The organism is Sinomicrobium soli (genome assembly GCF_003285545.1).
Classification (GTDB): domain Bacteria; phylum Bacteroidota; class Bacteroidia; order Flavobacteriales; family Flavobacteriaceae; genus Sinomicrobium.
This window is the reverse complement of record NZ_QLNV01000013.1, coordinates 1-25,808: the sequence shown is the minus strand read 5'-3', so window position 1 is coordinate 25,808 and position 25,808 is coordinate 1. Positions and strand designations below refer to the sequence as shown.

At 48.8% G+C, this 25,808-nt stretch carries 18 protein-coding genes; 9 read left to right on the top strand and 9 right to left on the bottom strand.

Features of this window, described 5'->3' with window-relative positions:
* Positions 1–241: 241 nt before the first annotated feature.
* From DN748_RS14910 to DN748_RS14895, 4 genes are all read right to left on the bottom strand, one after another.
* Positions 242–2,707 carry a TonB-dependent receptor gene (locus DN748_RS14910; RefSeq protein WP_112372631.1) on the bottom strand — a complete coding sequence of 822 codons (2,466 nt, stop codon included), beginning with the start codon at positions 2,705–2,707 and terminating at the stop codon, positions 242–244.
* Between the two features lie 142 nt (positions 2,708–2,849).
* Positions 2,850–3,110, bottom strand: a complete 261-nt coding sequence (gene rpmA, locus DN748_RS14905; protein WP_112372630.1) for a 50S ribosomal protein L27 — start codon at positions 3,108–3,110, stop codon at positions 2,850–2,852.
* 74 nt (positions 3,111–3,184) lie between these two features.
* Positions 3,185–3,829 carry a 50S ribosomal protein L21 gene (gene rplU / locus DN748_RS14900; protein WP_112372629.1) on the bottom strand — a complete coding sequence of 215 codons (645 nt, stop codon included), beginning with the start codon at positions 3,827–3,829 and terminating at the stop codon, positions 3,185–3,187.
* A gap of 94 nt (positions 3,830–3,923) precedes the next feature.
* Positions 3,924–4,400 carry a DUF4199 domain-containing protein gene (locus tag DN748_RS14895; protein WP_112372628.1) on the bottom strand — a complete coding sequence of 159 codons (477 nt, stop codon included), beginning with the start codon at positions 4,398–4,400 and terminating at the stop codon, positions 3,924–3,926.
* A 425-nt stretch (positions 4,401–4,825) separates the two neighbouring features.
* On the opposite strand from DN748_RS14895, the gene DN748_RS14890 reads away from it, so the two are divergent.
* From DN748_RS14890 to DN748_RS14860, 7 genes are all read left to right on the top strand, one after another.
* Positions 4,826–5,428, top strand: a complete 603-nt coding sequence (locus DN748_RS14890) for an RNA polymerase sigma factor (protein WP_161554571.1) — start codon at positions 4,826–4,828, stop codon at positions 5,426–5,428.
* A gap of 285 nt (positions 5,429–5,713) precedes the next feature.
* Positions 5,714–6,775: a FecR family protein gene (locus DN748_RS14885; protein ID WP_112372626.1), complete on the top strand. Its 1,062-nt coding sequence runs from the start codon at positions 5,714–5,716 to the stop codon at positions 6,773–6,775.
* A 202-nt stretch (positions 6,776–6,977) separates the two neighbouring features.
* Positions 6,978–10,322, top strand: coding sequence for a TonB-dependent receptor (locus DN748_RS14880; RefSeq protein WP_112372680.1), 3,345 nt, complete (start codon positions 6,978–6,980; stop codon positions 10,320–10,322).
* A gap of 10 nt (positions 10,323–10,332) precedes the next feature.
* Positions 10,333–11,874 carry a RagB/SusD family nutrient uptake outer membrane protein gene (locus DN748_RS14875; protein WP_201741495.1) on the top strand — a complete coding sequence of 514 codons (1,542 nt, stop codon included), beginning with the start codon at positions 10,333–10,335 and terminating at the stop codon, positions 11,872–11,874.
* A gap of 9 nt (positions 11,875–11,883) precedes the next feature.
* Entirely contained in the window at positions 11,884–13,392 is a 1,509-nt protein-coding gene (locus DN748_RS14870; RefSeq protein WP_112372625.1) for an aryl-sulfate sulfotransferase, read from the top strand.
* A complete protein-coding gene (locus DN748_RS14865; protein ID WP_236636882.1) occupies positions 13,389–16,391 on the top strand; it encodes a glycoside hydrolase domain-containing protein in 3,003 nt (1,000 codons plus the stop codon). Before DN748_RS14870 ends, DN748_RS14865 begins: the two co-directional genes overlap by 4 nt.
* Positions 16,388–19,327, top strand: coding sequence for a DUF5107 domain-containing protein (locus tag DN748_RS14860; protein WP_112372624.1), 2,940 nt, complete (start codon positions 16,388–16,390; stop codon positions 19,325–19,327). The genes DN748_RS14865 and DN748_RS14860 overlap by 4 nt, the downstream gene beginning before the upstream one ends.
* Here DN748_RS14860 and gldD read toward each other — a convergent pair.
* The 4 genes from gldD to mutY form a co-directional block, all read right to left on the bottom strand.
* Positions 19,324–19,935 (bottom strand): gliding motility lipoprotein GldD, encoded by a 612-nt coding sequence (gene gldD, locus DN748_RS14855; protein WP_112372623.1) that lies wholly within the window; start codon positions 19,933–19,935, stop codon positions 19,324–19,326. The genes DN748_RS14860 and gldD overlap by 4 nt on opposite strands.
* Entirely contained in the window at positions 19,932–21,284 is a 1,353-nt protein-coding gene (locus DN748_RS14850; RefSeq protein ID WP_112372622.1) for a gliding motility-associated protein GldE, read from the bottom strand. The genes gldD and DN748_RS14850 overlap by 4 nt, the downstream gene beginning before the upstream one ends.
* A 123-nt stretch (positions 21,285–21,407) precedes the next feature.
* Positions 21,408–21,869 carry a single-stranded DNA-binding protein gene (locus DN748_RS14845; RefSeq protein WP_112372621.1) on the bottom strand — a complete coding sequence of 154 codons (462 nt, stop codon included), beginning with the start codon at positions 21,867–21,869 and terminating at the stop codon, positions 21,408–21,410.
* A gap of 61 nt (positions 21,870–21,930) precedes the next feature.
* On the bottom strand, positions 21,931–22,965 hold the full coding sequence (gene mutY / locus DN748_RS14840) for an A/G-specific adenine glycosylase (protein WP_112372620.1): 1,035 nt from the start codon (positions 22,963–22,965) through the stop codon (positions 21,931–21,933).
* A gap of 404 nt (positions 22,966–23,369) precedes the next feature.
* Between mutY and DN748_RS14835 the strand changes: the two genes are divergently transcribed.
* Both DN748_RS14835 and DN748_RS14830 read left to right on the top strand, forming a co-directional pair.
* Positions 23,370–23,660: an HU family DNA-binding protein gene (locus DN748_RS14835; RefSeq protein ID WP_112372619.1), complete on the top strand. Its 291-nt coding sequence runs from the start codon at positions 23,370–23,372 to the stop codon at positions 23,658–23,660.
* 329 nt (positions 23,661–23,989) lie between these two features.
* A complete protein-coding gene (locus tag DN748_RS14830) occupies positions 23,990–25,534 on the top strand; it encodes an Rne/Rng family ribonuclease (protein ID WP_112372618.1) in 1,545 nt (514 codons plus the stop codon).
* A 34-nt stretch (positions 25,535–25,568) separates the two neighbouring features.
* Here the strand turns inward: DN748_RS14830 and DN748_RS14825 are convergent.
* Positions 25,569–25,808 (bottom strand): hypothetical protein (locus tag DN748_RS14825; protein WP_201741494.1); only part of this gene is annotated, 240 nt, incomplete at its 5' end.

The window sequence follows — 25,808 nt, the reverse complement described above, 5'->3', positions numbered from 1 at the left end:
AAGCCAGGAGTTTCTTTGAGTTGGGGTCGGGATTCTTCCTTGCCGGCCGGTAGGCAGGACTCCACTGCACTCCGCTCTGAATAACAGGATATTGTCATTCCGACGAAAGGAGGAATCTCCGGCGCTTCCGTGTTGCAGCTGTAACCAGCAACCCTGTAACCTGTAACCGGAAAACCCTGTCATCATGATCAGAAGCCATAAGACAGGGTTTTCGGTACGGTTGCTTTTTAACTGTTCCGGTTTAGAAATTATACGAGAAGCCGGCTGCCAGGTTCCTGGTCAGCTGCGGGTTTATCGTAGACCATCCGGTATAGTATTCCTCGTCTGTGATATTGTTGAGTTTCAGGGTAATCCTGAAGTCTTCGGTGCCGTAGAATGCGGAGGCATTGAGTACGGTGTATTCCGGAACGGTAAAGGTGCCTACGGTATTCCGGTTCATGATCTTGTTCTCCCCGGCGTAGTTTCCGCCGAAGCCAATCCCGAAGCCCTTGAGTTTTCCTGTGCTGAACTGGTATCCGGCCCACAGGTTTGCGGTATTTACGGGCCCTGCTCCTTCTGGCCTCCTGTTGACCAGGTCTTCGGTCCCCTTTTCGAGTTTGCTGTCCAGGTAACTGTATCCGGCAATGAGGTTCAGCCCCTTGACCGGACTGGCATTGACCAGGGCCTCAAATCCCTTGTTGCGCTGCTCCCCGTTTTTGGCATAGTAAAAATCGGTGGGGTTATCGGCGGTCGGGTCGTCGACACGCAGTAACATGTCGGCAACCTTGATGTCGTAGTAGCTCAGGGTAGCAGTGAGTTTGTCGTTAAAGAGGTTGAGTTTTGTTCCGAATTCAAGCTGGGTGGCATGTTCCGGATCAAAGGAACGGAAGGAAGATACCGAATTCCTGACCTCTTCCCTCGGGCCTATATTGGTAAAGCCGTCCATATAATTGGCAAAGATGGCGACCTGATCTATTACGGGCTGATAAACGATCCCGAATTTCGGGGAAAAAGCGGTCTGGTTATAGGAGTTGTCCCAGAACCGGTCTACCCGAAGGCTGGCCATTGCGGAAAGCTCGGGCAGAATATTGATCACGTCGGAGGCGTATACACTGAAAATTTCCTGAATGGCCCTGGACGGGCTTATCTTTCCGTTGGCCAGCAGCGCATCGGTGCCGGCTGCGGTCAGTACCCCGCTGTCGTCTGTATATTGCGAAGGATCTGTGATCCCGAGGATATCACGGTTAAAGGTTTCCATGTCCGTTCCGCCCATATACACCATGCCGTTCAGGATATACGGACTGTTGTTGGAGGTAACGGTGGTTTTCAGGTAATCAATGCCTACGACCATCCTGTTGCGGACTGATCCTATCTTGAAATCGCCGATGAAGTTCTGTTGTATGTCTGTTCCTATGGTCTCGGAATTCTGGTCGCTGATATACCGGCCGAATACCATTCCGTCATTCAGGGTTACGTCGGCTGCTGTTTCTGCTGCTGTAGTACTTTCGGTCAGGTAGGAGTAGTATCCTTCGGATTTCGCAGAGGAATTGGAAAGTACAGTCTGTGAAGTCCATGTTTCACTGAGTTTGTAGTTCATCTGTGCCTGAAAGCTGTATGAAGGGTTGTCGATATACAGATCATTGCTGGTGTACGATCGTTTATGGTCGTATCCCAGCTCGTCTATGTTGTGTGCCCCTATGGGGTTTACCCTGTCCAGGAACAGCATGGTCTGGTTGGTACTTCGTCCGTTATAGATCTCGGCATTGACCAGGAAAGAGAGTTTGTCATTGACCTCGTAGGAAAGCGAGGGAGCAAAGAAGAACGACCTCCTGAAACCGGCATCCTGGTAACTGTTCTGGGTATGGTAGGCACCGTTTACCCGGAGGTTGATGTTCTTTTCCGTACTCAGGGGAGTATTTACATCTACGGTGACCCGGTTGAGCCCGTAACTCCCGGCGGTATAGGAAACATTGCCCTTGAACATGTTAAAGGGTTTTTTGGTGACGATATTGATCAATCCGCCATAGGAGATCAGGCTGCTGCCATAAAGTGTTCCCGAGGGGCCCTTGATGACCTCTATCCGGTCTGTATTGGCCAGGTCCGGGCTCCCGTTGGTAAGGGAGGGAAGACCGTTCAGCATGGTGGGCTGCACGGCAAAACCGCGGACGGAAAAATATCCGGCTCCGTCACTGGCCCTTCCGGTAGGTTCCCACAGCATGGTAACTCCCGGCGCATTGCGGATGGCATCGTTAAAACCGGTAATGACCTGGTCTTCCAGGAGCTGGCTGCCTATGCTGTTGAATACCTGCGGGTTTTCGATATCCTTCAAAGGAAGTTTGGAGACATAAGTGCTTTCTTTCTGTGCGTACTTATTGGTCCTGTTGCCTGCAACAACAACTTCCCGAAGCTGCTCCTGCTGTTCGGGAAGTGTAATGTCCGGTAGTGTGGTAACCCCTCCTGCATCTACCACAATGCGGATTTCACGGGTCTTGTATCCTACCGAGGAAGCTTTCAGGGTATACGTTCCCGGCGAAATATTCCGGATCTCATAGTTTCCCCGGCTGTCTGTAAGAGTTCCCTTCGTGGTGCCGTTATGGCCCAGGGTAATGGTCACATATTCTATAGGGTTGTTCTTTGTGGATATCACAGTTCCCCGGATGGTTCCGCTCTGCGCTGCGACGCCGGTAGCGACCAGTACAAGGGTTAAAAGGGCAAATAGCTTTTTCATAGTGGTTTTTATTTAGAATAAATTCAAACAATGCAAAAGTATTTAACCCCTCTGTAATGGCAAAGTATTTTTTGGAATTAACAAAAAAAACCTTCATCCGGTTCCGGATGAAGGTTTTTTAATATTGTAAAGGAAGTGTTCCTTACGCTTCGAACGGAACGATGGAAACGTAAGATTTGTTGTTCCTTTTCTTTTCAAATTTTACGACACCGTCAACTTTCGCATGCAGGGTATGATCTTTACCCATGTATACGTTTTCACCCGGATTGTGGGCTGTCCCGCGCTGACGTACGATGATATTTCCGGCAATGGCAGCCTGCCCTCCGTATATCTTTACACCAAGACGTTTAGATTCTGATTCCCTACCGTTCTTGGAACTACCTACACCTTTCTTGTGAGCCATTTTGTTCGGTTTTTTATCCCGGTCTACTTAGTGGTAAACAGGGAGGGTTATACTTTAATTATCGTTTACGGGGGTTATTTTTCAATACCGCCGTCCAGTTTTTCCTGCAGATCCTTCAGTTCGTCCCATTTGCCATCTGCAGCAAGCTGGGCCTGTTGCGGCCAGGTATCCGGAACCTTGTTGGCGTAATTCGGGCCGGCTTCTGTCAGGATATCCCTGAGCTTGTCTACAGCAGTGGCGGCGAGATCCGTATAGGTTACAATACCGTTGCTGTTAAACAATTCGGCAATTTTCGGTCCGATACCCTCAATTTTTTTCAGGTCGTCCCCTTTTTTGGCTGTCTTTTTAGCAGCAGCCTTTTTTGCGGGTTTTTCCGCTTTGGCTTTGGGAGCCTGCTTTTTTGCTCCGGAGGCAAGGATGTCTTCCACTACGATCTCGGTAAGAAATTGCCTGTGACCGTTTTTTACACGGTACCCCTTACGCCTTTTCTTTTTGAAAACAATAACCTTGTCACCTTTGAGGTGCTTGACGACCTTGGCTTCTACCGAAGCGCCGTCTATAGCCGGGGCGCCTATGGTAACATCACCTCCGTTGTCTACCAGAAGAACATTGTCGAAAGAAACTTTCGACCCTTCGTCTTCTGCCAGGCGGTGAACGAATACCTTCTGGTCTTTCGCAACTTTGAATTGCTGCCCTGCTATCTCTACAATTGCGTACATAGCGTTCTTAATTAAGAATTATTTTTTTATATAAGCCCTGCCCATGGCAAAGGCGGGTGCAAATATACTCCTAAATCCTTAACAGGCAAACAGCTCAGGCTAATTTTTTGGCCTTTTCCGGTATTTTTGAAGAGAGGTTCCAGCTGGGCTTGAATTTCTGCATAAAGGCGAGGGTGAGTATCACCGAAGAGGCAAATCCTTCGATACCCAGAATGAACAACAGCATACCGGGACCCTGGTTATGCCCCTTGATCCAGGTATTCATGATGCTTTCGGGGAATTTCGGGTCCAGGTGGAACATGTATACCGCCATAAAACCAACAAAGAGAACAGTGGCGACAAACCCGGTGGACAAACCGGTCATCGCCCCTGAAAAATAATCGAACTGCTCGCGTTGTACCAGCCTTTTGAAACGGATGGAAGCGTAAATGCCATAGGCTACGATACATCCGTTGAACAGCCGGAGCCATATATTTTCATGCAGGTCGAACAACCTTACGATCAAAAAATAGGCAATGAGCACAAGAGCCGTGACAATGCCGTATCTGAACTGTATGAACTTTGCTCCCATGATCTTTCAATGTATTGATTAGACAGCAATTAAATTACGACAAAAAAATGTAAATATCAAGTCCGGGGTATTTTGCCGTTCTCTTTCCGGGCTGTACGTCGTGTGGCCTCGTCTTTCTGCGTGCGTATACCCGGTTCCGGAAAACCGGGTTTTTATTTTTTTACATTATATACGGGAATTTAATTTTCAAAAATTTGTTTTTGTAAAAAAAATGTTAATTTTACTCGAAAGATATGGGCATGCCCCCTGAATACCCGGGATGTTTTTATCCTGGAAATAGTTGCCCCGGCCGGATTTTACCATGCTGTCGACTTCAATTATGTGTTCGATAACATAAAGAACTGCCTTCTTGTGACTTCCGGTTTTGCGGAAGGGTTAACAGGTTGAAAACGGATAGTTTTTTAACTATATGAATTTCAGGCATTTTGAAAAGTAACAGGGAAATACACGATTTATGGGAAGAACTTCGCAGGGGGAGTACACAAGCTCTTGGTGCCCTATACGACCGGTATGCGGGCTTACTGTTTTCTTACGGAATGAGGGTTTCGGGCGATAGGGAGAAAGTGCTCGATGCCATACATGATCTTTTTCTCGACCTCTACAAATACAGGAAAAAGCTGTCTGCCTGTTCCAACGTACAGGCTTATCTCGTCCGGTCACTGCAGCGAAAGATCAGCCGCCGGTTCAGGACAGCGGAAAATACGCGGACGGTTTCCGTGGAAGATACGGAGCAGTATATTTTTGTCCCCCAGCAGTCCGTATGTTCTGCGGAAGAAGATTATATTTTTAACGAATGGCATACCGAAAGGGCGCTCCGCCTGGAATCGTCTTTCGGTCTGCTGACGGACAGGCAGCGACAGGCCCTGTTTCTCAAATACAAGGAAGAGAAACCCTATGAAGAAATAGCGGAGATCATGGATGTTTCGATAGAAACTTCCAGGACACTGATCTACCGGGCGGTAAAAGTGCTTCGTGCGCATTTGCTGCCCTGCCTGCTTATACTTTCCGGGTTGTTTTTCTGCATATAGGTTCCCGTACGGGCAGGTGATAGAAACAGCTTTTGTCAATCACCTGTTTCTCAAATATTTTATTTCCGTTTTAAGAAAACATCTGATATTTTCTGAAAAAAGTTTTAAAAAACTGTCTATGCCGGGGCAAAAACGGCCTTTTATATAATAGAGCCCCCCGGTACGCACCATGCAGGACGCGGAATAGTCCGGTACTTATGCTGAAAATGCGTTGTATGTTGTATCGGGCAATGTCGGAATGCATTTCAGGCTTTTGCCGGGATAATAATCGTTGAAGAAACTATCGTGGAAAAAAGTAATAACAATACAGAAGGAACAGCCGTGATCCGGGAGGAAGAGCAGGACCTGTTAAAAAAACGGATTATGCGGTCCGTACACGGATACAGAAGGCGCAACAGGATCAGGAGGGGAGCCCTGGTCCTGGGGTGCGTGGTGTCGGTACTGGTAGCTGGAAAGATGTATTTCCGGGCCACACAGCCGCCGGGCGTTTATCATTATGCCAGATCGCTGGACCAAGGCGGGAAAGATAGTGGCGGGGAAGTCAGGCTTGTTATGGGAGAAGAACAGGAAATAAGCCTGGGCGCGGCCGACTCTACGGTTTCCTATTCCCCGAACGGTGAGAAGGTAACCATAGGAAAATCGAAAACCGTATTGCAGAAAAAAGACGATAACAAACAGGTAGCATTCAACACCCTTATCGTGCCCTATGGTAAAAGATCGAGGATAGCATTGTCCGACGGCACCACGGTTTGGCTCAACTCAGGTTCGAAACTGGTATACCCGGCTGTTTTTGAAGGGGATAAAAGAGAAGTATACCTGGAAGGTGAAGGTATTTTTGAAGTGACCCACAACAAGGAGAAACCTTTTATGGTGCTGGCCGATAACCACCGGATCCGGGTGTTGGGAACCGTGTTTAACGTGAGCAATTACGCCGGGGACGATGCGGTAAGAACCGTGCTGAAAAGCGGAAGTGTTGAAGTGGCCTATAAAGGGGAAAGTATGTGGCAAAGGGAGAAAACCATCAGGATAAAACCGGGGACCATGACCGAATACGAGAAGAACACCGGGAGAATGACCTCGAAGGAGGTGGATGTGGATGATTTCTTTTCCTGGAAGGAAGGCGTGCTGATCCTCGAGAACAGCAGGATGGACGAGATCGTAAAAAAGCTGGCCAGGTATTACAATATAGAGATAGAGATCACCGACCTGGTATTGGCCAGGCAGACATTTTCAGGGTACCTGGACTTAAAGGACAGCGTAGAGAATGTTATAGAGACGATCAGAAAAACTACGGATTTCGAATATTTCAGATCCGGAACAGGAAATAATAAATGGATTATTAACTAAAAAACTTGTTGAATATCATGACATGACACCACAGCTCTAAAAACAAGAAACCGGAAGATGCTCCAACATCTCCCGGTGGAAAATTAACCTTACCGGGCCTTGCCGGTAACAATTAATCAACAAACACAACAAAAGTATGAATAAAAATACTAACCCTGGCTTCCCGGGGGGCTTTCCCCCTGTGAGGTTCTTATGGACCGCGATGAAAATATTTCTTCTCTTTATCGGTATCGGATTGTCTTCGGTATATGCCAGTCATTCTTCTGCACAGACCAGGATGGACATTAACATGAGGAACGTTACGGTAAAACAGGTATTCGAGGAAATACAAAAGAACAGTGAATACGTCTTTTTTTATAAGGATGGTACGCTGGATGAAAGGGAAAAGGTATCCCTCGACGTAAAGGATGCCACCCTGGAGGATATCCTGCACAAGATATTCGGGAAGACTACCCTTACTTATGAACTGGACGGCAGACAGGTCATTGTACGCAAAAAACCCGGAAAAATACCCGAACCGGGTACATCCGAAACCAATATATCGGCAGGGGAACAGGGGATGGAAATATCGGGAACAGTGACCGATTCGCAGGGAACGCCGTTGCCCGGGGCAAATGTACTGGAGAAAGGGACTGCACACGGTACACAGACCGACTTTGACGGGAATTATACCTTGACGGTTTCCGGGAAGGATGCGGTACTGGAGGTTTCTTACCTCGGTTTTGTGAACCAGGAAGTTCCGGTAGACGGGCGGACAGAGGTACAGGTAGCATTAAGAGAAGATGTTTCTGCCCTGGAAGAAGTTGTTGTCGTAGGGTACGGAACACAGAAAAAGAGCGATCTTACCGGGGCTGTTTCTTCCCTGAGCTCTGAAGACCTGACCTCGGGAGGCTCGGTCAGCAATGTGGCCCAGGCTATTCAGGGAAGGGCTTCCGGGGTAGTGGTGACCCAGAATTCGAAAGCGCCGGGAGGGAGTATGTCGATCAGGATAAGGGGCGCAAATTCGGTGAGCAGTACCAATGAACCCCTGTATGTGGTAGATGGGTTCCCTACAGATAACGGGGTAAATATAAACCCGGACGACATAGCCTCCATGGAAATACTGAAAGACGCATCTGCCACGGCCATTTACGGTTCGCGAGGAGCCAACGGAGTAGTCATGATCACTACCAAGAGGGGAAAGGAAGGGATCAGCAATATCACCGTAAACGCATATACCAGTATTCAGCATATTACCAATCCGTTCGACATGCTGAACGGCAAGGATTATATGAGCCTGGCCAACGCACTGTATAAAGAGATACCCGGGCAGGAAAACCAGGAATACGGAGTGTATACTCCTTCGCAACTGGAATCTGATGTCAATACCGATTGGGTAGAAGCCACTACCCGGAACAGTGTGATACAAAACTACAGTATACAGGTTACCGGGGGAAATGAAAAGACAAAGATACTGACCAGCCTGGGTTTTTTTGACCAGGACGGGGTTTTGAAGAATACCAACTTTTCCCGGGTTTCCGGGAGGGTAAACATAGATCACAAGATCAATGATTTTCTCAAAACCGGGGTTAGCATGATGGCCCAGCGCGAAAAATCGGATTACCAGTTATATAGTGGTAATATATTGAATTCCAATGTGCTGTATGCGGTTCTTACGTACGACCCTACGGTTCCCGTTTACAATGCAGACGGTAGTTTTGCCCGGCCTCCCGGGGGAAGGGGAGACAATCCGCTGGCCAACCTGATGTCCAGGCAGAACGATCTTCAGAAAGATGCCTTCAACGGAACCATGTTCATGGAATTTAACCTGGCCGAAGGACTTACCGCCAGAGTGGATGCCGGGACGGAGATAAGGCACGATCAGCTGGGCACCTACCTGTTGCGGGAATCTTACCAGGGAAGCGCAGACAACGGGGTGGCCTCGACCTCCGATTATTCGCTTACCCATAACCTGTTCGATATGTTCCTTACCTATAACAGGGAATTCAATGAAAAACACGCCTTCCAGTTTATGGGCGGATACTCTTATGAAAAGTTTATCAATGAGCGGAAGGGAATAAATGTATATGGTTTTTCAACCGACCTCTACGGTTATAACAATCTGGGGGCGGCCTCGACGATCACCGGGGTATCTTCGTATAAGAGCGAAAACATACTGGCCTCCTTTTTCGGAAGGGTCAATTATACCTTTGACGACCGGTATTTACTGACCTTTACGGTCCGGGCCGACGGTTCGTCCCGGTTCGGGGAGGACAATCGCTGGGGGGTTTTCCCCTCCGGGTCGTTTGCATGGCGGGTTATCAATGAACAGTTCATGCAGGACCAAAACCTGTTTTCCGACCTGAAATTCAGGGCGGGTTACGGTAAGACCGGTAACGAAAGGATCGGGGATTACGCCTCTTACGGTCTTATGTCCAATGCCAAATACACTTTTGACGGGGAACAGAATTCTTCGGGGGCATACCTGAACAATACCAGCCCGGAAAACAGCAGGCTGAAATGGGAGACTACAGACCAGTACAATGTGGGAGTGGATTTCAGCTTCCTGGACAACAGGCTGAGCTTCAATGTCGATGCCTATCACAAGAAAACCGAAAACCTGCTGATACGAGTAAATCTTCCGATGTATACGGGCTATGTTTCCGGCCTGAAAAATATCGGGGCCATTGAGAATAAGGGAATAGAATTCGGGATGGAATCCAAAAATGTTGTAGGAGAAGATTTTACCTGGACCACTCATCTCAACCTTGCCTTTAACAGTAATAAAGTGAAGTCGCTGGGAGGGGAAAGCGATATATTGCTTACCTCGTCCAAGCCTATGGGAACGGTTTCTGAAGAAGCCTATGCCATAATCAGGGAAGGAGAGCCCCTGGGGTCGCTGTTCGGGTATAAATATGCGGGGGTGCTCCAGGAGGGTGAAACCTACGGGCCGCAACCCGGTGCGGTGCCTGGTGATCCGTTGTTTGTTGATGTTAATAATGACGGGGAAATCACTTCTGCAGACCGGACCATCATAGGGAATGCGACTCCGAAAATGACACTGGGGTTTACGAACAGTCTTACCTATAAGGATTTTGACATGTCGTTTTTCCTGTACGGAAATATAGGGAACGACCTGCTGAATATGACCAGGATGAACCTGGAATGGAACAGGACCAGGGACGCATTGAACCGGTGGACCCCGGATAATACCGATACCAACCTTCCGAGAAATGGTTTCTATTACGCACAGTACGGAGGGTATGTCAACGATCATTTTATAGAGGATGCCTCGTTTCTGCGCCTGAGGAACCTGACCCTGGGATATACCGTACCCCTGAAAACGGAAAAAGTGGAATCGCTGCGGGTGTATCTGATGGGAGAAAACCTTTTTACCATAACCTCCTATTCGGGATGGGACCCGGAGGTGGATACCAAGGGATATGAGAATAATAACGGGCTCAGCGCAGGGGGAAATCAGCAGGCGGCGAATGCCGGAGCGGGACTGGACTTTAATTCCTACCCCAGCATGAGATCGTTCACTTTTGGTTTAAGTGTTAAATTTTAAAGAGAAGCAAATGATGGATTATAAAAAATATATTGTCATACCGGTCATCAGCCTGGTCTTTGCGGCGTGTACCAACCTGGAACCCGAACTGTACAGCGACCTGACCACCAAAAATGCGTATAGCACGGAGAGTGATATAGAAGCAGCCCTGACCGGGATCTATTCCAAGCTGAACCCGTATCCGGGAGATGCCTATCTTTACTATGCCGGGTATTTGGTCATGATCACGGATTACGCGACCGATATGGGGTTTTCCACGGCAGCGGGAGATCCTACGAAGATGAGCAATTTCACCTATGATGATAACAACCGGTATTTCCGGCTGAACTGGCAGAACATGTATGAAGTGATCAGCAATGCCAATATCCTGCTGGGCAGGATAGAGGAGGTGGAAATGGATCAGGCCCGAAAAGATTATATTACCGGGCAGGCGCGCTTCCTGAGGGCACTGGCCTATAAAGACCTGACCGATTCCTGGGGCCCGGTTCCGCTGATCACCACCTATGAAAACCCGGGAGAAAGCACAGATTCCCCGCTGTCGCCCGTGGAAGAAGTGGAAAAAGTGATCATCGAAGATTGCGAATTTGCCATAGAACACCTTCCCAAAACCTGGGATACGGAATACGGATTGGGGAGAGCTACAAAAGGCGCTGCGCTGACCCTCCTCGGAAAGGTGTATATGCGTTCACATGATTATGCCCGGGCCAAGGAGTATATCGATCAGGTGCTGGCCCTGAGAGATGAAGGCATCTACACCCTGAACCCGGATTTTAAGGACGAATGGTCTGAGTCCAATAAAATAGATGACGGGCTCATTTTCGGGATATTGCACGAAGCTGCACAGAACGGGGGAGAGATTACCAATCACTTCGGGCCGTCAGATCACAAAGTGGTCCAGAACAGGTGGCAGTATTATGCCGTATCGCTCCCTTTCTGGAGAAAATATGCGGATGAAGACCCGAGAAAGCAGTTCTTTTACTTTGACTACGAAGGGGCCTCTCCCAGGGATGGCAATACAGAAAGCGGTTTCTATTACAAAATGCCTGAGGTGGGGGAAACAGTGCCTCCCAACGATACTACAAAGCTGCTGCAAAATGTGGCCACTAAAAAATATTCTTATGAGATGATCTCCAATTCATACCTGGACGGAAGGACCATACAGGTGTTCAGGCTGGCCGATGTGATCCTCTGTAAGGCGGAAATCGAGAATGCCCTGAACGGTCCTGATGCTGCCCTGCCTTATGTAAATGAGATCAGGGCCAGGGCCGATGCGCCGGAATACGGAAGCAGTGCAGAGTTCCCCATTCCTGCAAGCAAAGAGGAAATGATAGATGTACTGGTCGATGAAAGAGGTTTCGAACTGGTTTTTGAATACCACAGGAGGGCAGATCTTATACGGCTGGGGAAATACGTGGAGGTGTGCAACGATTACCTGGTTTCGCGGGGAATGGCCCCCGTGGTTACGGAAAACATGAGGTATTTCCCGTATCCGCTGGATGAAGCCATGCTTCACCCGGAAATGGCAGGGGAAAATGCAAACAGGATGCCTTAAAATTTGCGTATGGGACTATCGTTGAAAAGAGGAAGTGTTATTATTCTGTCCGGGGTACTTCTGGTTATCGTACTGGCTGTTTTTTACCTGCTTTCCGGTACTGTAGAGATCAGGGAGATAAGGTTGAGTTCTCCCGGTAACTCGGCACTTAAGGAAGACATAAATATCGTGCTGAACAAGACGGCTTCGGTGTATGTCGAGTACTGGAAAGAAGGCGGGGCCGAAAAGTATACGACCCCGGTTTCGGAGGATAGGGAAGAACACGATATTCACCTTCTTCTCCTGGAACCCGGAACAACATACGAGTACAGGATTACCGTAAAGGGATTGTTTGACAAGTCGACGGATATCCGGAGTTTTCACACTATGGACGCTCCCCCGTGGATGGTTCACGACTGGATGAAAGAAGGGGCTCCCCGCGACGTGACTGCACTGGACGACGGCATGGTCATGCTGTGTTACAGGGGATACCCCGGTTATATTGCCATAGTAGACGGCAACGGGGTGGTCCGCTGGTATTGGCAGGATGATGACCTCGGGGTACGGATAGCGACGATAACCCCCCGGAAAACCATTCTGGCCTTATTGGCCCCGGCCCGGAAGGATGAGTTCAGAAAAAAAAAGAAAGGAGAAAATGCCGGGGTAGCCAGCTATTACATGAGAACAGGTAAAACAGGGTTTGTCGGCGGAACCGAAATCGTGGAACTCAACCTCGAAGGACATGAGCTGAGACGTATAAACGTGGCAGAAAAGGACCTGGTATTCCATCACGATATCCGGATGAATGACCAAAGCCAGATCATGAGCATCTACAGGGATTACAGGATGTATGACCTTAAAGGTTCGGGAGAGGCCAGAGATACCCTGTGGGGCGACGGGGTCATGATCATGGATACCCTGGGGGAAGTGGTGAAAAAATGGTCTGCCTGGGAGGTATGGGACATCGAAAAGGACACCCGGCTGGAGGAATATGCGGGAGACCGGTTTCACTTTAATTCGATCCGGCTCGACCGGGATGGAAATTACCTGTTGTCCACTCCCATTGAAAACCAGGTGTGGAAGGTGAACCCGAAAACCGGAAAACTTGTCTGGAAACTGGGTAAGGGAGGAGATTTTGAAATGGATTCCACCTCGTATTTCTACTTTCAGCACGATGCCCATATCAACAGGCTTGGAGACCTGATGCTGTTTGACAACGGTGATTTTTCACCTAACGACACCACGAAGGTCAACAAGTTCTCCAGGAGTGTTTCCTTTGACCTGGATACCGTGAATATGCGGGCCAACATAAAGATCAATACCGTACTTCCGGGGAGGTACTACACGTCCAGGATGGGGAGCTCCACCCTGTTGCCGAATGATAACATACTGTTTACCAGTTCCAAGACAGGCGGGGTCGTGATCAGCGATCAGAAGGGAGAGGTATTATGGGCCCTGAACTCGTATTTTATTCCGTACCGGGCAGAATATGTGCCCCGGTCTACCTGGTCTGCTTATTTTAAAACAGAACAACAATGAGAAATTCAAATGGCATAGGCCGTATTATACTGATAAGTTTCCTTTTGATTACCGGGCATACGCTTCCGGCCCAGCAACACCTGTATCCTCCACAGGAGGAATTATGGGATGCAGATTCACTGGGAACCCAGCGGGCAGTGGTCCAGGTAAAGAAAAAGGTGGACGGAGTAACCGTTTCCATAAACTGGCGAAATCGCAATGTAACCAGAAACCAGGCGATTATTGTAATCGACAGTGCCGGGCAGGAGGCCGTACCGGAAGTACAACCGGTCGATATCACCCCGGAAAGAGGGGTCCTGACCTTTGCGACCAACGGGAACAAAGGAATATATTATGTGTATTACCTGCCTTATAAACTGGAGGGGAGAGGGAATTATCCCGATGCCAGGTACCTGGACCAACCGGCCAAAAATACGGAAAACCGTAAAAAGTATAAGATATCGAAACGGTCTGTGGCGGAAGTGATCCGCTTGGAGCCGGTAGACGATTTTAACAGCAATACACCTATGGAGGTTATTGCTACCCGGGAGGAAACGGAGGAATTTAAGAAAAAAGTTAAAGGGCAGCCCTATGTGGTTTTTCCGGAGTACCGGGAATTCCCGGTAAAAATGAAAAAATACCTGCCCGCGAAGTGGGTTACCGGAACCTTGAAGCCGGTATTCAGCGACCGGGTAAAGCGGGGAGAGCACTACACCTTTCAGCTGGGAGTATGGGCAAAGGACCAGGACCTTACCGATATATCCATCTCGTATTCCGGTTTCAGGGACCGCGACGGGAATATATTGCCCGAAACCCTTTTTTCCTGCTTTAACAAGGAAGGTACGGACTATACCGGAACACCTTTTTCAAAGACCGTCAATGTCGCCAAAGGGCTGGTACAACCACTGTGGTTCGGGATAGACCTGCCCGAAGAGACCCCTGCCGGGACCTATACCGGGGAGATCGTGCTTAAACCGTCGAACAGTGCGGAAGTAAAGACGAAGATCGAACTTACCGTTACGGAGGAGGTCGCCGGGAACAATGGTATGGACGAACCGTGGAAACAGACCAGGCTGTCCTGGATCAACTCCACGCTGGCACAGGAGAACTCGGTGATTGCCCCGTATACACCGGTAGAGGTAAAGGGCAACACGCTGTCGATACTGGGACGAAAGGTAGTCCTGGGTGAAAACGGCCTGCCTTCCGCGGTCGAAAGCTTCTTTACCGAAGAAATGACCTCGGTATCGGATAAAGCAAAAGATATCCTGGCCTCCCCGTTCAGGTTCTCCGTTAAAAAGGCAGGCGGACCGGTTGTGGAAACGGACGGTTCCGGGGTGAGTTTCCTGGAAAAAGAATCCGGGAAGGTCAGCTGGAGCGCTGTGAGCAGCGGGCATGACCTGCAGATGAACGTGTCGGGCTCATTGGAATTTGACGGTTTTATGAATTACGAAATAAAACTTACCGCGCAGCGCGATGTGGAGCTTGAGGATGTTTCCCTGGAGGTGCCCTTGTCTGAAGACAGTGCGGAATACTTACTCGGGCTGGGGTTCGAAGGTGGGGAGCTGCCGGATGTGGTAGACTGGAAATGGGATGTAAAGAACAGGAACCAGGACGGCTGGTGGATAGGGGATGTAAATGCAGGGATGCAGCTGAGCCTCAGGGACGAGCATTACCAGCGGCCGCTGAATACCAATTTTTACCTGCAGAAGCCGCTGAGGCTACCCGCCTCCTGGGGCAATGACGGAAAGGGGGGTATACGCATCGGTGCGTCGGAAGGCCGTGTGGTGGTCGATAATTACAGCGGAAAACGATCGATGAAAAAAGGAGAGGAACTGTATTTTAATTTTACACTGCTAATTACCCCGTTTCACACCCTGCAAACCGATAAGCACTGGAACAACCGTTATTTTCACGCCTACAAACCGGTGGATTCTGTGATCAGGAGCGGATCGAATGTGGTCAATATTCATCACGCGAACGAGATCAACCCCTACATCAATTATCCCTTTATTGCGACTAAGGAAATGAAGGCGTATATCGATGAAGCTCACCGTAAAAACCTGAAAGTCAAAATATACAATACGGTTCGGGAGGTCTCTAACCGCCTTTACGAACTCTATCCCCTGAGAAGCCTGGACAACGAGGTCTTTTCTGAAGGAGACGGGGGAGGAAGTGCCTGGCTGCAGGAACATCTGCAGGACCATTATATCGCGGCATGGTATGTGCCGCGATACAAGGATGCCGCCATTATAAACAGCGGCATGAACCGCTGGCACAATTATTACGTGGAAGGCATGAACTGGCTGGTGCGCAACATAGGGATCGACGGGATATACCTCGATGATGTGGCCTTCGACCGCATCACCATGAAAAGGATAAAACGGGTATTGACCCGCGGCGGGCATCCCGGGCTTATAGACCTGCATTCGGCCAATCAGTACAATGAACGCGACGGTTACATCAACAGCGCTCACTTGTATATGGAGCATTTTCCGTATATAGACAGGCTCTGGTTCGGGGAGTATTTCGATTATGAGAAAGCATCTCCCGCCTTTTATCTCACCGAGGTGAGCGGGATACCGTTCGGGCTTATGGGGGAGATGCTGCAGGACGGGGGAAACCCGTGGAGGGGAATGGTATACGGGATGACCAACAGGATGCCGTACCAGGAAAAAAGGCCCGATGCGATCTGGAAGGTCTGGGACGATTTCGGAATGCAGGGCTCAGACATGATAGGGTACTGGGTGAAGAAGAACCCGGTAAAGACCGGCAATGAAAAGGTACTGGCAACAGTATACAGGAAAGAGGGCAAAGCCCTGGTGTCTGTGGCGAGCTGGGCAGAAGAAGATACTTCGGTAACGTTGCAGATAGACTGGAAAGCACTGGGAATTGACAGGAAAAAGGCTGGGATACGTGCTCCGGAAGTCAGGGATTTCCAGCCCGGAAGGGCCTTCGGTACAGACGAGGAGATCCCCGTGGAAAGGAATAAGGGTTGGATGTTAATCATAGAGGAAAGATGAAAAAATTATCAACAGTTTTAATCCTGGTCCTTATTTCCTGCGAGGTCTTTGCCCAGCAGGGGGCTATGTACAGGGAATACATGAAGCCATACACCACTTACCCCTTTTCCGACCCTGACCCGGTACCGGCAGTACCGAAACTATACCCGTATTTCCGCTTTGACGGTTTTACCCGGGAAGCGGTGCAGAAGGAATGGAAGGTTGTGGAACTGGAAAACGACTATATCAAGGTGATGATCATGCCGGAAATAGGTGGGAAGGTATGGACCGCCTATGACAAGATCAATAAAGAATACTTTTTGTATAACAATGAAGTGGTAAAATTCAGGGATATAGCAATGAGGGGCCCCTGGGTAAGCGGGGGTATCGAGGCCAATTACGGTATTATAGGGCATACTCCCAACAGCGCCACCCCGGTAGATTACAAGGTGATGACCAGGGAAAACGGCAGCGTTAGCTGTGTGGTAAGTGTACTGGACCTGCTCACCAGGACCCGGTGGGTACTGGATATCAACCTGGAAAAGGACAGGGCGTATTTTACGACGCAGTCTTACTGGTTTAATCAGACCGGTGTGGAACAGCCCTATTACACCTGGATGAATGCAGGGATCCCCGCGGGAGACGACCTGCAATTCCTCTATCCGGGCAGTCATTACATTGGCCATGACGGAAGTGCGCATACCTGGCCGCTGGATGCACAGGGAAGGGATCTGTCGCTGTATTCGGAGAATGGTTTTGACGGATCGAAGTCGTATCACGTGCTGGGCGTTTACAGCCGGTATTTCGGTGCCTTGTGGAAAGCGCGTGATTACGGCATGATACGCTATTCGTACAGGGGAGACAAACCGGGAAAAAAGATCTTTCTGTGGGCCCAGTCTGAAGAGGGAAAAATATGGGAAGACCTGCTTACCGACCACAGCGGGCAATACGTGGAAATACAGAGCGGCAGGCTGTACAACCAGAATGTGGACCAGAGCAGTAAGACGCCCTTTAAGCAGATCGGGCTGATACCCTATACCGATGAGTCGTGGAAAGAGTATTGGTATCCTTTCGGTAATATCGGCGGGTTTACACATGCGAATACTGCGGGGGCTTTCAATATCAAGCTGCAGGGTACGGCCCTGTATATTGCACTTTCCCCGGTAAAGGAATTCAAGGGAGATATGGTCCTCCTGGGGGCAGATGGTGATGAGATATACAGGGAGGAGATTGTGGTCAGTCCGCTGCGATCCCTTGAAAAAAGGGTAACACTGCCGGAAAATGCCCGGTTGCGGTTTATACAGCTCGGCGATGACCGCATAGACCTGGCCGGGAACGATCAGAAAAAACTCAGCCGGCCGGTGTCTTCCCCCGAAGGATTTGATACCGGCAGCTATTACGGGTTGTACCTTCTGGGAAGGGACTATGCCAATTTCAGGAAATACCGGCTGGCCGAGGAAACCATCGGGGCTTCTTTAAAAGAGAACGGTTTTTTTGTTCCCTCCCTGGTAGAGATGGCGAAGATCAAGTACTTTAAGATGGAGTACGATTCCGCTTTCCGGTATGCGAAAAAAGCATTGAGTATCGATACTTACGACGGCGATGCCAATTACTACTATGCCCTGTCGGCATCCGGAACCGGAAGGTTTTACGATGCCCTGGATGGCTATGAAGTGGCTGCCCTGGATTCCCGTAACAGGAACGCTGCCTATACCCGGCTGAGCCACCTTTACCTGAAAAAGAATGACCTTGACAAGGCAGGCGAATATGCAATGCGGGCCCTCGATAACCGTCACCGGAACATGGATGCGCTACGGGTCTTATACGTAATTGCCCGTCTGGAGCACGATGAAGCGGCGATGAACGAAATGGAAAGCAGGATTGAAAGACTCAATCCTCTCAGTCACTTTATGCGGTTTGAGCGTTATCTCAGGACGGGATCCGAAAAGGATAAAACGGATTTTACCTCGCTTATCAGGAATGAAATGCCGCTGGAAACCTACCTGGAGATGGCGATCTGGTATTATGAACTGGGAAGAACGGACGAAAGTGTGACACTGTTAAAACTCGCCCCCGGAAATGCACTTGCCACGTACTGGCTGTCTTTTCTGTCTGACCGCGAAGAAGACACTGACCGCTATTTTGAACAGGCTGAAAAAATGTCACTGGATTACGTATTCCCCTTCCGGGAGGAAAGTGCGATGATGCTGGAGCAGTTACAACAGGAAAGGCCTTCCTGGCGGCTCAACTACCTCCTGGCATTAATACACAGTTTCAGGGGCAATAACCACAAGGCGGACTCTCTGCTGAACGCTACCGGAGTGGATTATGCCCCGTATTATGTGATGAAGGCCAGGGTAGGCGAACAGGGTGGTATGGCTGCAAAGCTCGGTTACCTGGACAAGGCGACAGACCTGGCCCCGGAACAGTGGAGATACCAGGTTATGTATGGGAATCTTCTGGAAAAGTCGGGAGAAGCGGGAAAAGCGGTCGGCATGCTTGAAAAACTGTACCGCAGGAACCCGGACAATTATGTGGCGGGGCTGGCCCTGATAAAGCTCCTTATGAAGCAGGGAGCATATCCGCGGGCAGAGGAAGTGTTGTCACGGATCAGGATATTACCTTTTGAAGGAGCAACCGACGGACACAAATACTTCAGGCAGACAAAACTGATGCTGGCTTATAAGGCCTATAAAAAAGGACAATATGAAAAAGCATTGCGGAAAACCGGGGAAAGCGAGACCTGGCCGGAGCACCTGGGGGTAGGCAAACCCTATGAGGATATGATCGACAGGGATCTTCAGCATACGCTGAGAATGTATGTGTACCGAAAGCTCGGGGACAGGGAACAGGAAGAGAAATACAGGGTGTTACTGCCCGGAAAACCACTGAGTGAAAGCGATCTCGAACAGGAAATAAGGCAGATTTCTTTCAGGGAAGATGAATATCTCTTTTAGTCGGATACGGTCCCGGGGCGGGATATATCGTTGTTCTCCCATCGCAGACTCTCCATAAGCCTCCGGATGTCCCTGCCCAGGTATTTCGCTGCCGGAAGGATGGAGTCGTAATTGGGCCTGGAATAGAAGTACAGGGAGCCTGTGAGAAAATGTGAGGTGCTGTCGGTAACGTAAAATTGTACCTGTGAAGCGGCGTTGCCGGCAACCTCGTATAAACGGCCGTATACCCTGCTCTCCGCGTTCTCGAACTGTCCGCCCACGCCAATTTCATCTGCCTTGACCACGTGGTCGAAGGTCAGTTTTTCGGCGTCTGTCATCAGTTCCTTCAGGTTGTTTTCCACGGGCATATACGTGAGAAAGATGGTTGCTTTCATTTCGGGATACCCGATATCGAGCCGGCAATGCCCTTTGTCCCCGATCTGTGCGATACTGTTTTTTTCAAACCGGAAAGGACAGTGGGGGGGCGAGGTGGCCTCGTAGGAGGGTTCCGGATATTCCAGCCGCAATACGGCCCTGGGTTTGGGCACCGGGTCGTGATGACATGCCGTAAACAGGAACAGCAAAATAACGGGTAATGCGAATGCAATGCGTTGTCGCGTTATTTTCATTGCGAAGTTTTTTCTGTCTCCCGGGGCTTCCCTATGGTTACTTTTATCTGTTTGATACGCTTTTCGTCCAGCGCTTCTATGACAAACGTAAAATGATGGAAGTTTATTTTCTCCCTGATCCGGGGAAATTTACCCGCGATCTCGAGAACAAGACCGGCAATGGTCTCCGATTCTCCCTTTTTCTCCTCGAAAAGCGCCTCGTCGTTTTCCAGGCGGAGTACCCGGTAAAAATCCTTCAGGCTTGTTTTGCCTTCAAAGACGTAATTGTTTTCGTCCAGTTTGGAAAAAATGAGGTCTTCGTCGTCAAACTCATCGCTGATATCGCCTACGATCTCTTCTATGATGTCCTCGAGGGTCACCAGCCCGGAAGTTCCCCCGTATTCGTCTACCACAATGGCCAGGTGCATTTTCATGTCCTGGAATTCCTTGAGCAGGTCGTCGAGTTTCTTGTTTTCCGGAACGAAATAGGCTTCCCTTTTTAAGCGGGCCCAGGCAAAGGTCTTTTTGTCGATATGGGGCAGGAGGTCCTTGACGTAAAGTACGCCCGTAATATTGTCTACATGGTCTTTGTACACCGGGATGCGCGAATAGCCGTTTTTGACGATCTCGCGGATAACCTCCTGGAACTTCAGATCTTCACTGAGGGCAAAAATATCGATACGGGGGCACATGACCTGCTTGGTGTCGGTGTTTCCGAAAGAGACTATGCCCTGTAGTATTTTCTGTTCTTCCCGGGTAGTGTCTGATTCGGAGGTAAGTTCGAGGGCATGGGAAAGCTGGTCTACGGAGAGGTTGGTCTTCTGCCTGCCGAGCTTGTGCTGCAGGAAAGCCGTGGAGGCTTTCATGGGAATGCTGAAGGGGAGCAGTACCCTGTCCAGTACGGTCAGCGGATAAGCCATCAGGTGGACAAACCTGACCCGGTTGCGGCTGGCGTAGATTTTCGGGAGGATCTCTCCGAAAAGAAGGATAAGGGCGGTGGCTACCACTACCTCCAGTATAAAGCGCAGTTCCACAATGCCGAAGATGGTTTGTTCCATACCTCCGAAGAACGATTGCCCGAGAGAACTGAACAGCAATACGATAGCGATATTTATAAAATTGTTGGCCACCAGTATGGTCGCCAGCAGCCTTTTCGGCTTTTGCATGAGTTTTACGATGAGGGTCCCCCTGTTGCTCTTTGAGGCGATCTCTTCATTGATATCGGTTTGGGTAAGGGAAAAGAAAGCTACTTCCGCTCCCGAGATCAGGGCAGAACAGCACAGCAAAACGACAAGGATGATGAATTTAAAAATGGTAATGCCTTCCGTACCTGACAGCAAGGCGATAAAACTCGAGGGTTCAGGGTCCAATCGCTGTTAATTTGGTTAAACTTAAAATTGATTACCCCGGAGTAAGCCTTCGAGGTATTCAAATAAACATGTCCCGCCCCGTTCCGGGGCCGGGCACGGGAAATTTAATCCCGTCCGGGGGGATTAAAACGGTAAATCGTCATCGTCCCCGTTGTTATCCTGTGACGGTTCGGGACGGTTCTCAACAGGGCGGTTTCCTGCCGACGCAGAAGAGCTTGCCGGGGAATAATTATCGTCCCCGCTTTCCTTTTTAGTGGAGAGAAAGGTGAAATCGGTAGCCTGTATTTCCGTAGAATAGCGGGTGTTACCGTCTTCTCCCTGCCATTGCCTGGTCTTTATTCTGCCTTCCACATAGATCTTGTCTCCCTTACTGAGGTATTTCTCGCATATTTCGGCGGCCTTGTTCCGAACTACAATATTGTGCCATTCGGTATTGGTGACCCGCTCTCCCGTCTGCCTGTTTACATAGGTCTCATTAGTGGCCAGCGGGAAGCGCCCGAGTGAGTTGCCTCCTTCAAAATAATGCATTTTCACATCATCCCCCAAATGCCCGATCAGCATTACTTTGTTCAGTGTTCCGTTCATAACAGTTGTAATTCCAATTACTCAAATATACTAAAAAAATAGCTGTATTCCCCGTCGGGGATCAAAATTCATACTCGCGTACAAAGTTAGCGATTAAAACGGGTACCGGGTAGGCGCCGACCTCCGATTTTCTGACGGTGCCGTTTACGGGATCACCGGGATATACAACCCAGAAGGAGGCATGGATATGCTGGTGCGACAGTTTGTGTATGACTGTTTCTCCGTATTGTTCGAGCCGGAACGGGCTGTCGCCGACGAGTTTCCGGAATTCCTTGTGATGTTCAATATCGCTTTTGTCCAGGGGACCGTCTGCCTCGATAAGCGGAAATTCATAGAGATGTTGCCAGATGTCCTTGTGTTTCCGCTGTTGAAGTACGGTGTATTCGTCATGTTCTATGACGAGATAGTGAAAGTACCGGTGCCTTATGCTGTTCTTCCTGATCTTTACGGGCAGCTGTTGTACCTTGTCGTCCCTTAATGCCACACATCCGTCGTTTAAAGGGCATTCGTGACATTTGGGGGCCCTGGGGCTGCACTGTATGGCCCCGAACTCCATGATGGCCTGGTTAAAGGTGGCAGGGTCCTGCCGGTCTATAAGCTCGCCGGCGAGTTCCTTGAAGTATTTTACACCTTCGGAAGCATTGACCGGGATGGCGACCCCGAAATACCTGGACAGCACACGGTACACATTGCCGTCTACCACGGCTGCCGCCTCGTTAAAGGAAATGGAGGCAATGGCGCTGGCGGTGTAGTCGCCTATGCCTTTGAGTTTCAGTAGTTCCTTATAGGAAGAAGGAAACCTCCCGCCCAGTTCTTCTGCCACATAACGCGCGGTGTGATGAAGGTTCCTGGCCCTGGAATAGTATCCCAGGCCCTGCCAAAGCTTGAGCACTTCGTCTTCCGGAGCCGCCGCCAGGTCGAAAACGGTGGGATAAGCAGCCGTAAACTTCAGGTAATAAGGCAGCCCCTGCTCTACCCGGGTTTGCTGTAGCATGATCTCCGACAACCAGATACAATAGGGGTCTGTGGTTTTACGCCAGGGCAGATCTCTCTTATATGTGCGATACCAGTCTGTAATTGTCTTTGAAAAATTCATGTTCTTAAATACCGGGTCCGTTTACAGGGTTCGTGGATCAAAAGTATAAAGTTTGGACCGTTTTCCTATGGTTAAATGGCAATCAGTAACATTTTAATCGGGATGATGATGGAAGGCTTCGGGAAATTGCGACTTATGACTGTGCTTTAATGTGTTGTTTTTCATTCAGTTGGTAATGCCGAAGCCTACACCCCCGGATACGGTAGTCCCGGGCTGTTATTTATATAATTTCCGCTACTTATTAAAAGCACCTGAAAAAGGCAGATAAAATCAATTGCTTTGACCTGTTGTAGGAAAACATTTTGGACGCTATTGAATTTTAATTAATTAGGGTTTAAAAATTGAGTAATTAATTTATATATTTGCATCCCCTAAATAATACAGTTAATAAAACAAATATAAAAATGACGAAAGCAGACATCGTAGCCAGGATTTCGGAAAAGCTTGGCATGGAAAAAGGAGATGTGCAGGCCACAGTAGAATCTTTTATGGAGGAGGTGAAAAACTCACTGGAGAGTGGAGACAATGTGTATCTGAGAGGGTTCGGGAGTTTTATCATTAAAACCCGCGCAGAAAAAACAGGGCGTAATATTTCAAAGAATACGACCATCAAGATACCTGCCCACAATATTCCTGCATTCAAGCCTGCAAAAGTTTTTGTTGAGGGTGTAAAATCGAATGTAAAAGTAAAGTAAAATATTAATCTAATTCTTACAGACTATGCCGAGTGGTAAAAAAAGAAAAAGACATAAGGTAGCTACGCATAAGCGCAAGAAAAGAGCGAGAGCTAACCGACATAAAAAGAAAAAATAAAGTAGGGACACACTGAGAGGTGTGTCTCTGCCGTTTTTCGTTTTATAAAACACAAAAACGTTCATTGAAAATGAAACTGTTCCCTCCGGGGAAAAGTTTCGCCGGGTTTATCATCCCGCCAGAAGCGGGAGACCTGTGAAGATTATTGTTTAATCCTTTCGTCTGTCGGTGTCTTACCGGACAAGAGCAGACGGATATAAAATCATTCGGAGTGAATAAGGAACTTATCGTACGGTCTGGTTCCTCTGACGTTGATTTTGCCTTGTTAAAGGATGGAAAACTAATCGAATTACATAAAGAGGCGGACAGCAGTGATTTTGCCGTTGGCGATATTATGCTGGCGAAGATCCGCAAGCCTGTTTCCGGCTTGAATGCTGCCTTTGTAAATGTGGGATATGAGAAAGATGCTTTTTTGCATTATCACGATCTCGGCCCCAAATTGCCTTCTTTATTGAAATTCATAAAACGTGTAAGCACAGGTAAATTAAAAGACTTTTCTTTAAAAGACTTCCCATTTGAAGAAGATATAGACAAGGACGGCAGTATATTGAATGTACTCAAAGCTAACCAGTCTATATTGGTACAAATTGTAAAGGAGCCCATTTCAACCAAGGGTCCGAGGATCAGTTCGGAACTTTCCATAGCGGGAAGGTACCTGGTACTGGTCCCGTTCTCCGATCGTATCTCGATTTCGCAGAAAATTGAAAGCAAGGAGGAAAAAGACCGGTTGAAAAGGCTTGTTCAGAGCATCAGGCCCAAAGGGTTCGGTGTTATAGTTCGTACCGTAGCAGAAGGCAAAAAAGTCGCAGAACTGGACAAAGATTTACACAACCTGTACAGCAGGTGGATAGCCATGTGTAAAAAAATCTATAAAGCGCCTCATCCGTCCAAGGTTCTGAGTGAAATGAATCGTGCGGCATCCATTTTAAGGGATGTCTTCAGCGATGAATTCACCGGGATCCACGTAGATGACGAAACGCTTTATTATCAGATTAAGGATTATGTGCATGAAATTGCACCGGAGAAAGAATCCATTGTAAAATTGTATGAATCCCGTATACCTGTATTCGAAAAATACGGGGTGGAAAGACAAATAAAAACTTCTTTCGGAAAAACGGTATCCATGAGCAGAGGTGCTTACCTGGTGATAGAACACACAGAAGCACTGCATGTGATAGATGTAAACAGTGGAAACCGTTCCAACAAAGCCAAATCCCAGGAAGAGACCGCATTGGAGGTAAACCTCATTGCGGCTACCGAAATAGCGAGGCAACTGCGGTTGCGCGATATGGGAGGTATTATAGTCATAGACTTCATAGATATGACCAGGCAGGAAAATCGCAGGAAACTGTACGACCATCTCCGGGAGGAGATGAAGGAAGACAGGGCAAAGCACAAGATACTCCCGCCCAGTAAATTCGGCCTCATACAAATCACCAGGCAGAGAGTGAGACCGGAAATGAATATCAAGACCAGGGAAGACAACCCCAACGGAACCGGGGAAGTTGAAGCCCCTATTGTTATTATTAACAAGATTGCTGCCGATCTTGAAAGAATTATGCAGAGTAAAAGCTACAACAACGGAATTGTACTCAATACACACCCGTTTATTGCAGCTTATTTAACCAAAGGATTTCCATCCATCCGTTCCAGGTGGTTCCTGGAATATAAAAAATGGGTAAAGATTTTACCAAGAGATGCTTACACGTACCTCGAATACCGATTTAAAGATAAAAAGGGAACACTTTTATCGTAATAAGAAACCACGCTTTCCGGCGTGGTTTTTTGTTTTACAAAACACCCGGCCACCCCAGGGTCGTCGTACAACCCCCGCATTCCCCCATCGGCCCATCGGCACATTCCCCCATCGGCCCATCGGCACATTCCCCCATCGGCCCATCGGCACATTCCCCCATCGGCACATTGACACATTCCCTCATTGGCACATTGGCACATTCTCCCATTGGCACATTGGCACATTCTCCCATCGGCCCATCGGCACATTCCCCCATCGGCCCATCGGCACCATT

What these genes read in the sequence shown, in the direction of transcription:
- DN748_RS14910 (WP_112372631.1), bottom strand. Translation starts at nt 2,707, where the DNA reads ATGAAAAAGCTATTTGCCCTTTTAACCCTTGTACTGGTCGCTACCGGC.
- rplU (WP_112372629.1), bottom strand. Translation starts at nt 3,829, where the DNA reads ATGTACGCAATTGTAGAGATAGCAGGGCAGCAATTCAAAGTTGCGAAA.
- rpmA (WP_112372630.1), bottom strand. Translation starts at nt 3,110, where the DNA reads ATGGCTCACAAGAAAGGTGTAGGTAGTTCCAAGAACGGTAGGGAATCA.
- mutY (WP_112372620.1), bottom strand. Translation starts at nt 22,965, where the DNA reads ATGAATTTTTCAAAGACAATTACAGACTGGTATCGCACATATAAGAGA.
- gldD (WP_112372623.1), bottom strand. Translation starts at nt 19,935, where the DNA reads ATGAAAATAACGCGACAACGCATTGCATTCGCATTACCCGTTATTTTG.
- DN748_RS14875 (WP_201741495.1), top strand. Translation starts at nt 10,333, where the DNA reads ATGATGGATTATAAAAAATATATTGTCATACCGGTCATCAGCCTGGTC.
- DN748_RS14865 (WP_236636882.1), top strand. Translation starts at nt 13,389, where the DNA reads ATGAGAAATTCAAATGGCATAGGCCGTATTATACTGATAAGTTTCCTT.
- DN748_RS14835 (WP_112372619.1), top strand. Translation starts at nt 23,370, where the DNA reads ATGACGAAAGCAGACATCGTAGCCAGGATTTCGGAAAAGCTTGGCATG.
- DN748_RS14845 (WP_112372621.1), bottom strand. Translation starts at nt 21,869, where the DNA reads ATGAACGGAACACTGAACAAAGTAATGCTGATCGGGCATTTGGGGGAT.
- DN748_RS14870 (WP_112372625.1), top strand. Translation starts at nt 11,884, where the DNA reads ATGGGACTATCGTTGAAAAGAGGAAGTGTTATTATTCTGTCCGGGGTA.
- DN748_RS14880 (WP_112372680.1), top strand. Translation starts at nt 6,978, where the DNA reads ATGAAAATATTTCTTCTCTTTATCGGTATCGGATTGTCTTCGGTATAT.
- DN748_RS14895 (WP_112372628.1), bottom strand. Translation starts at nt 4,400, where the DNA reads ATGGGAGCAAAGTTCATACAGTTCAGATACGGCATTGTCACGGCTCTT.
- DN748_RS14860 (WP_112372624.1), top strand. Translation starts at nt 16,388, where the DNA reads ATGAAAAAATTATCAACAGTTTTAATCCTGGTCCTTATTTCCTGCGAG.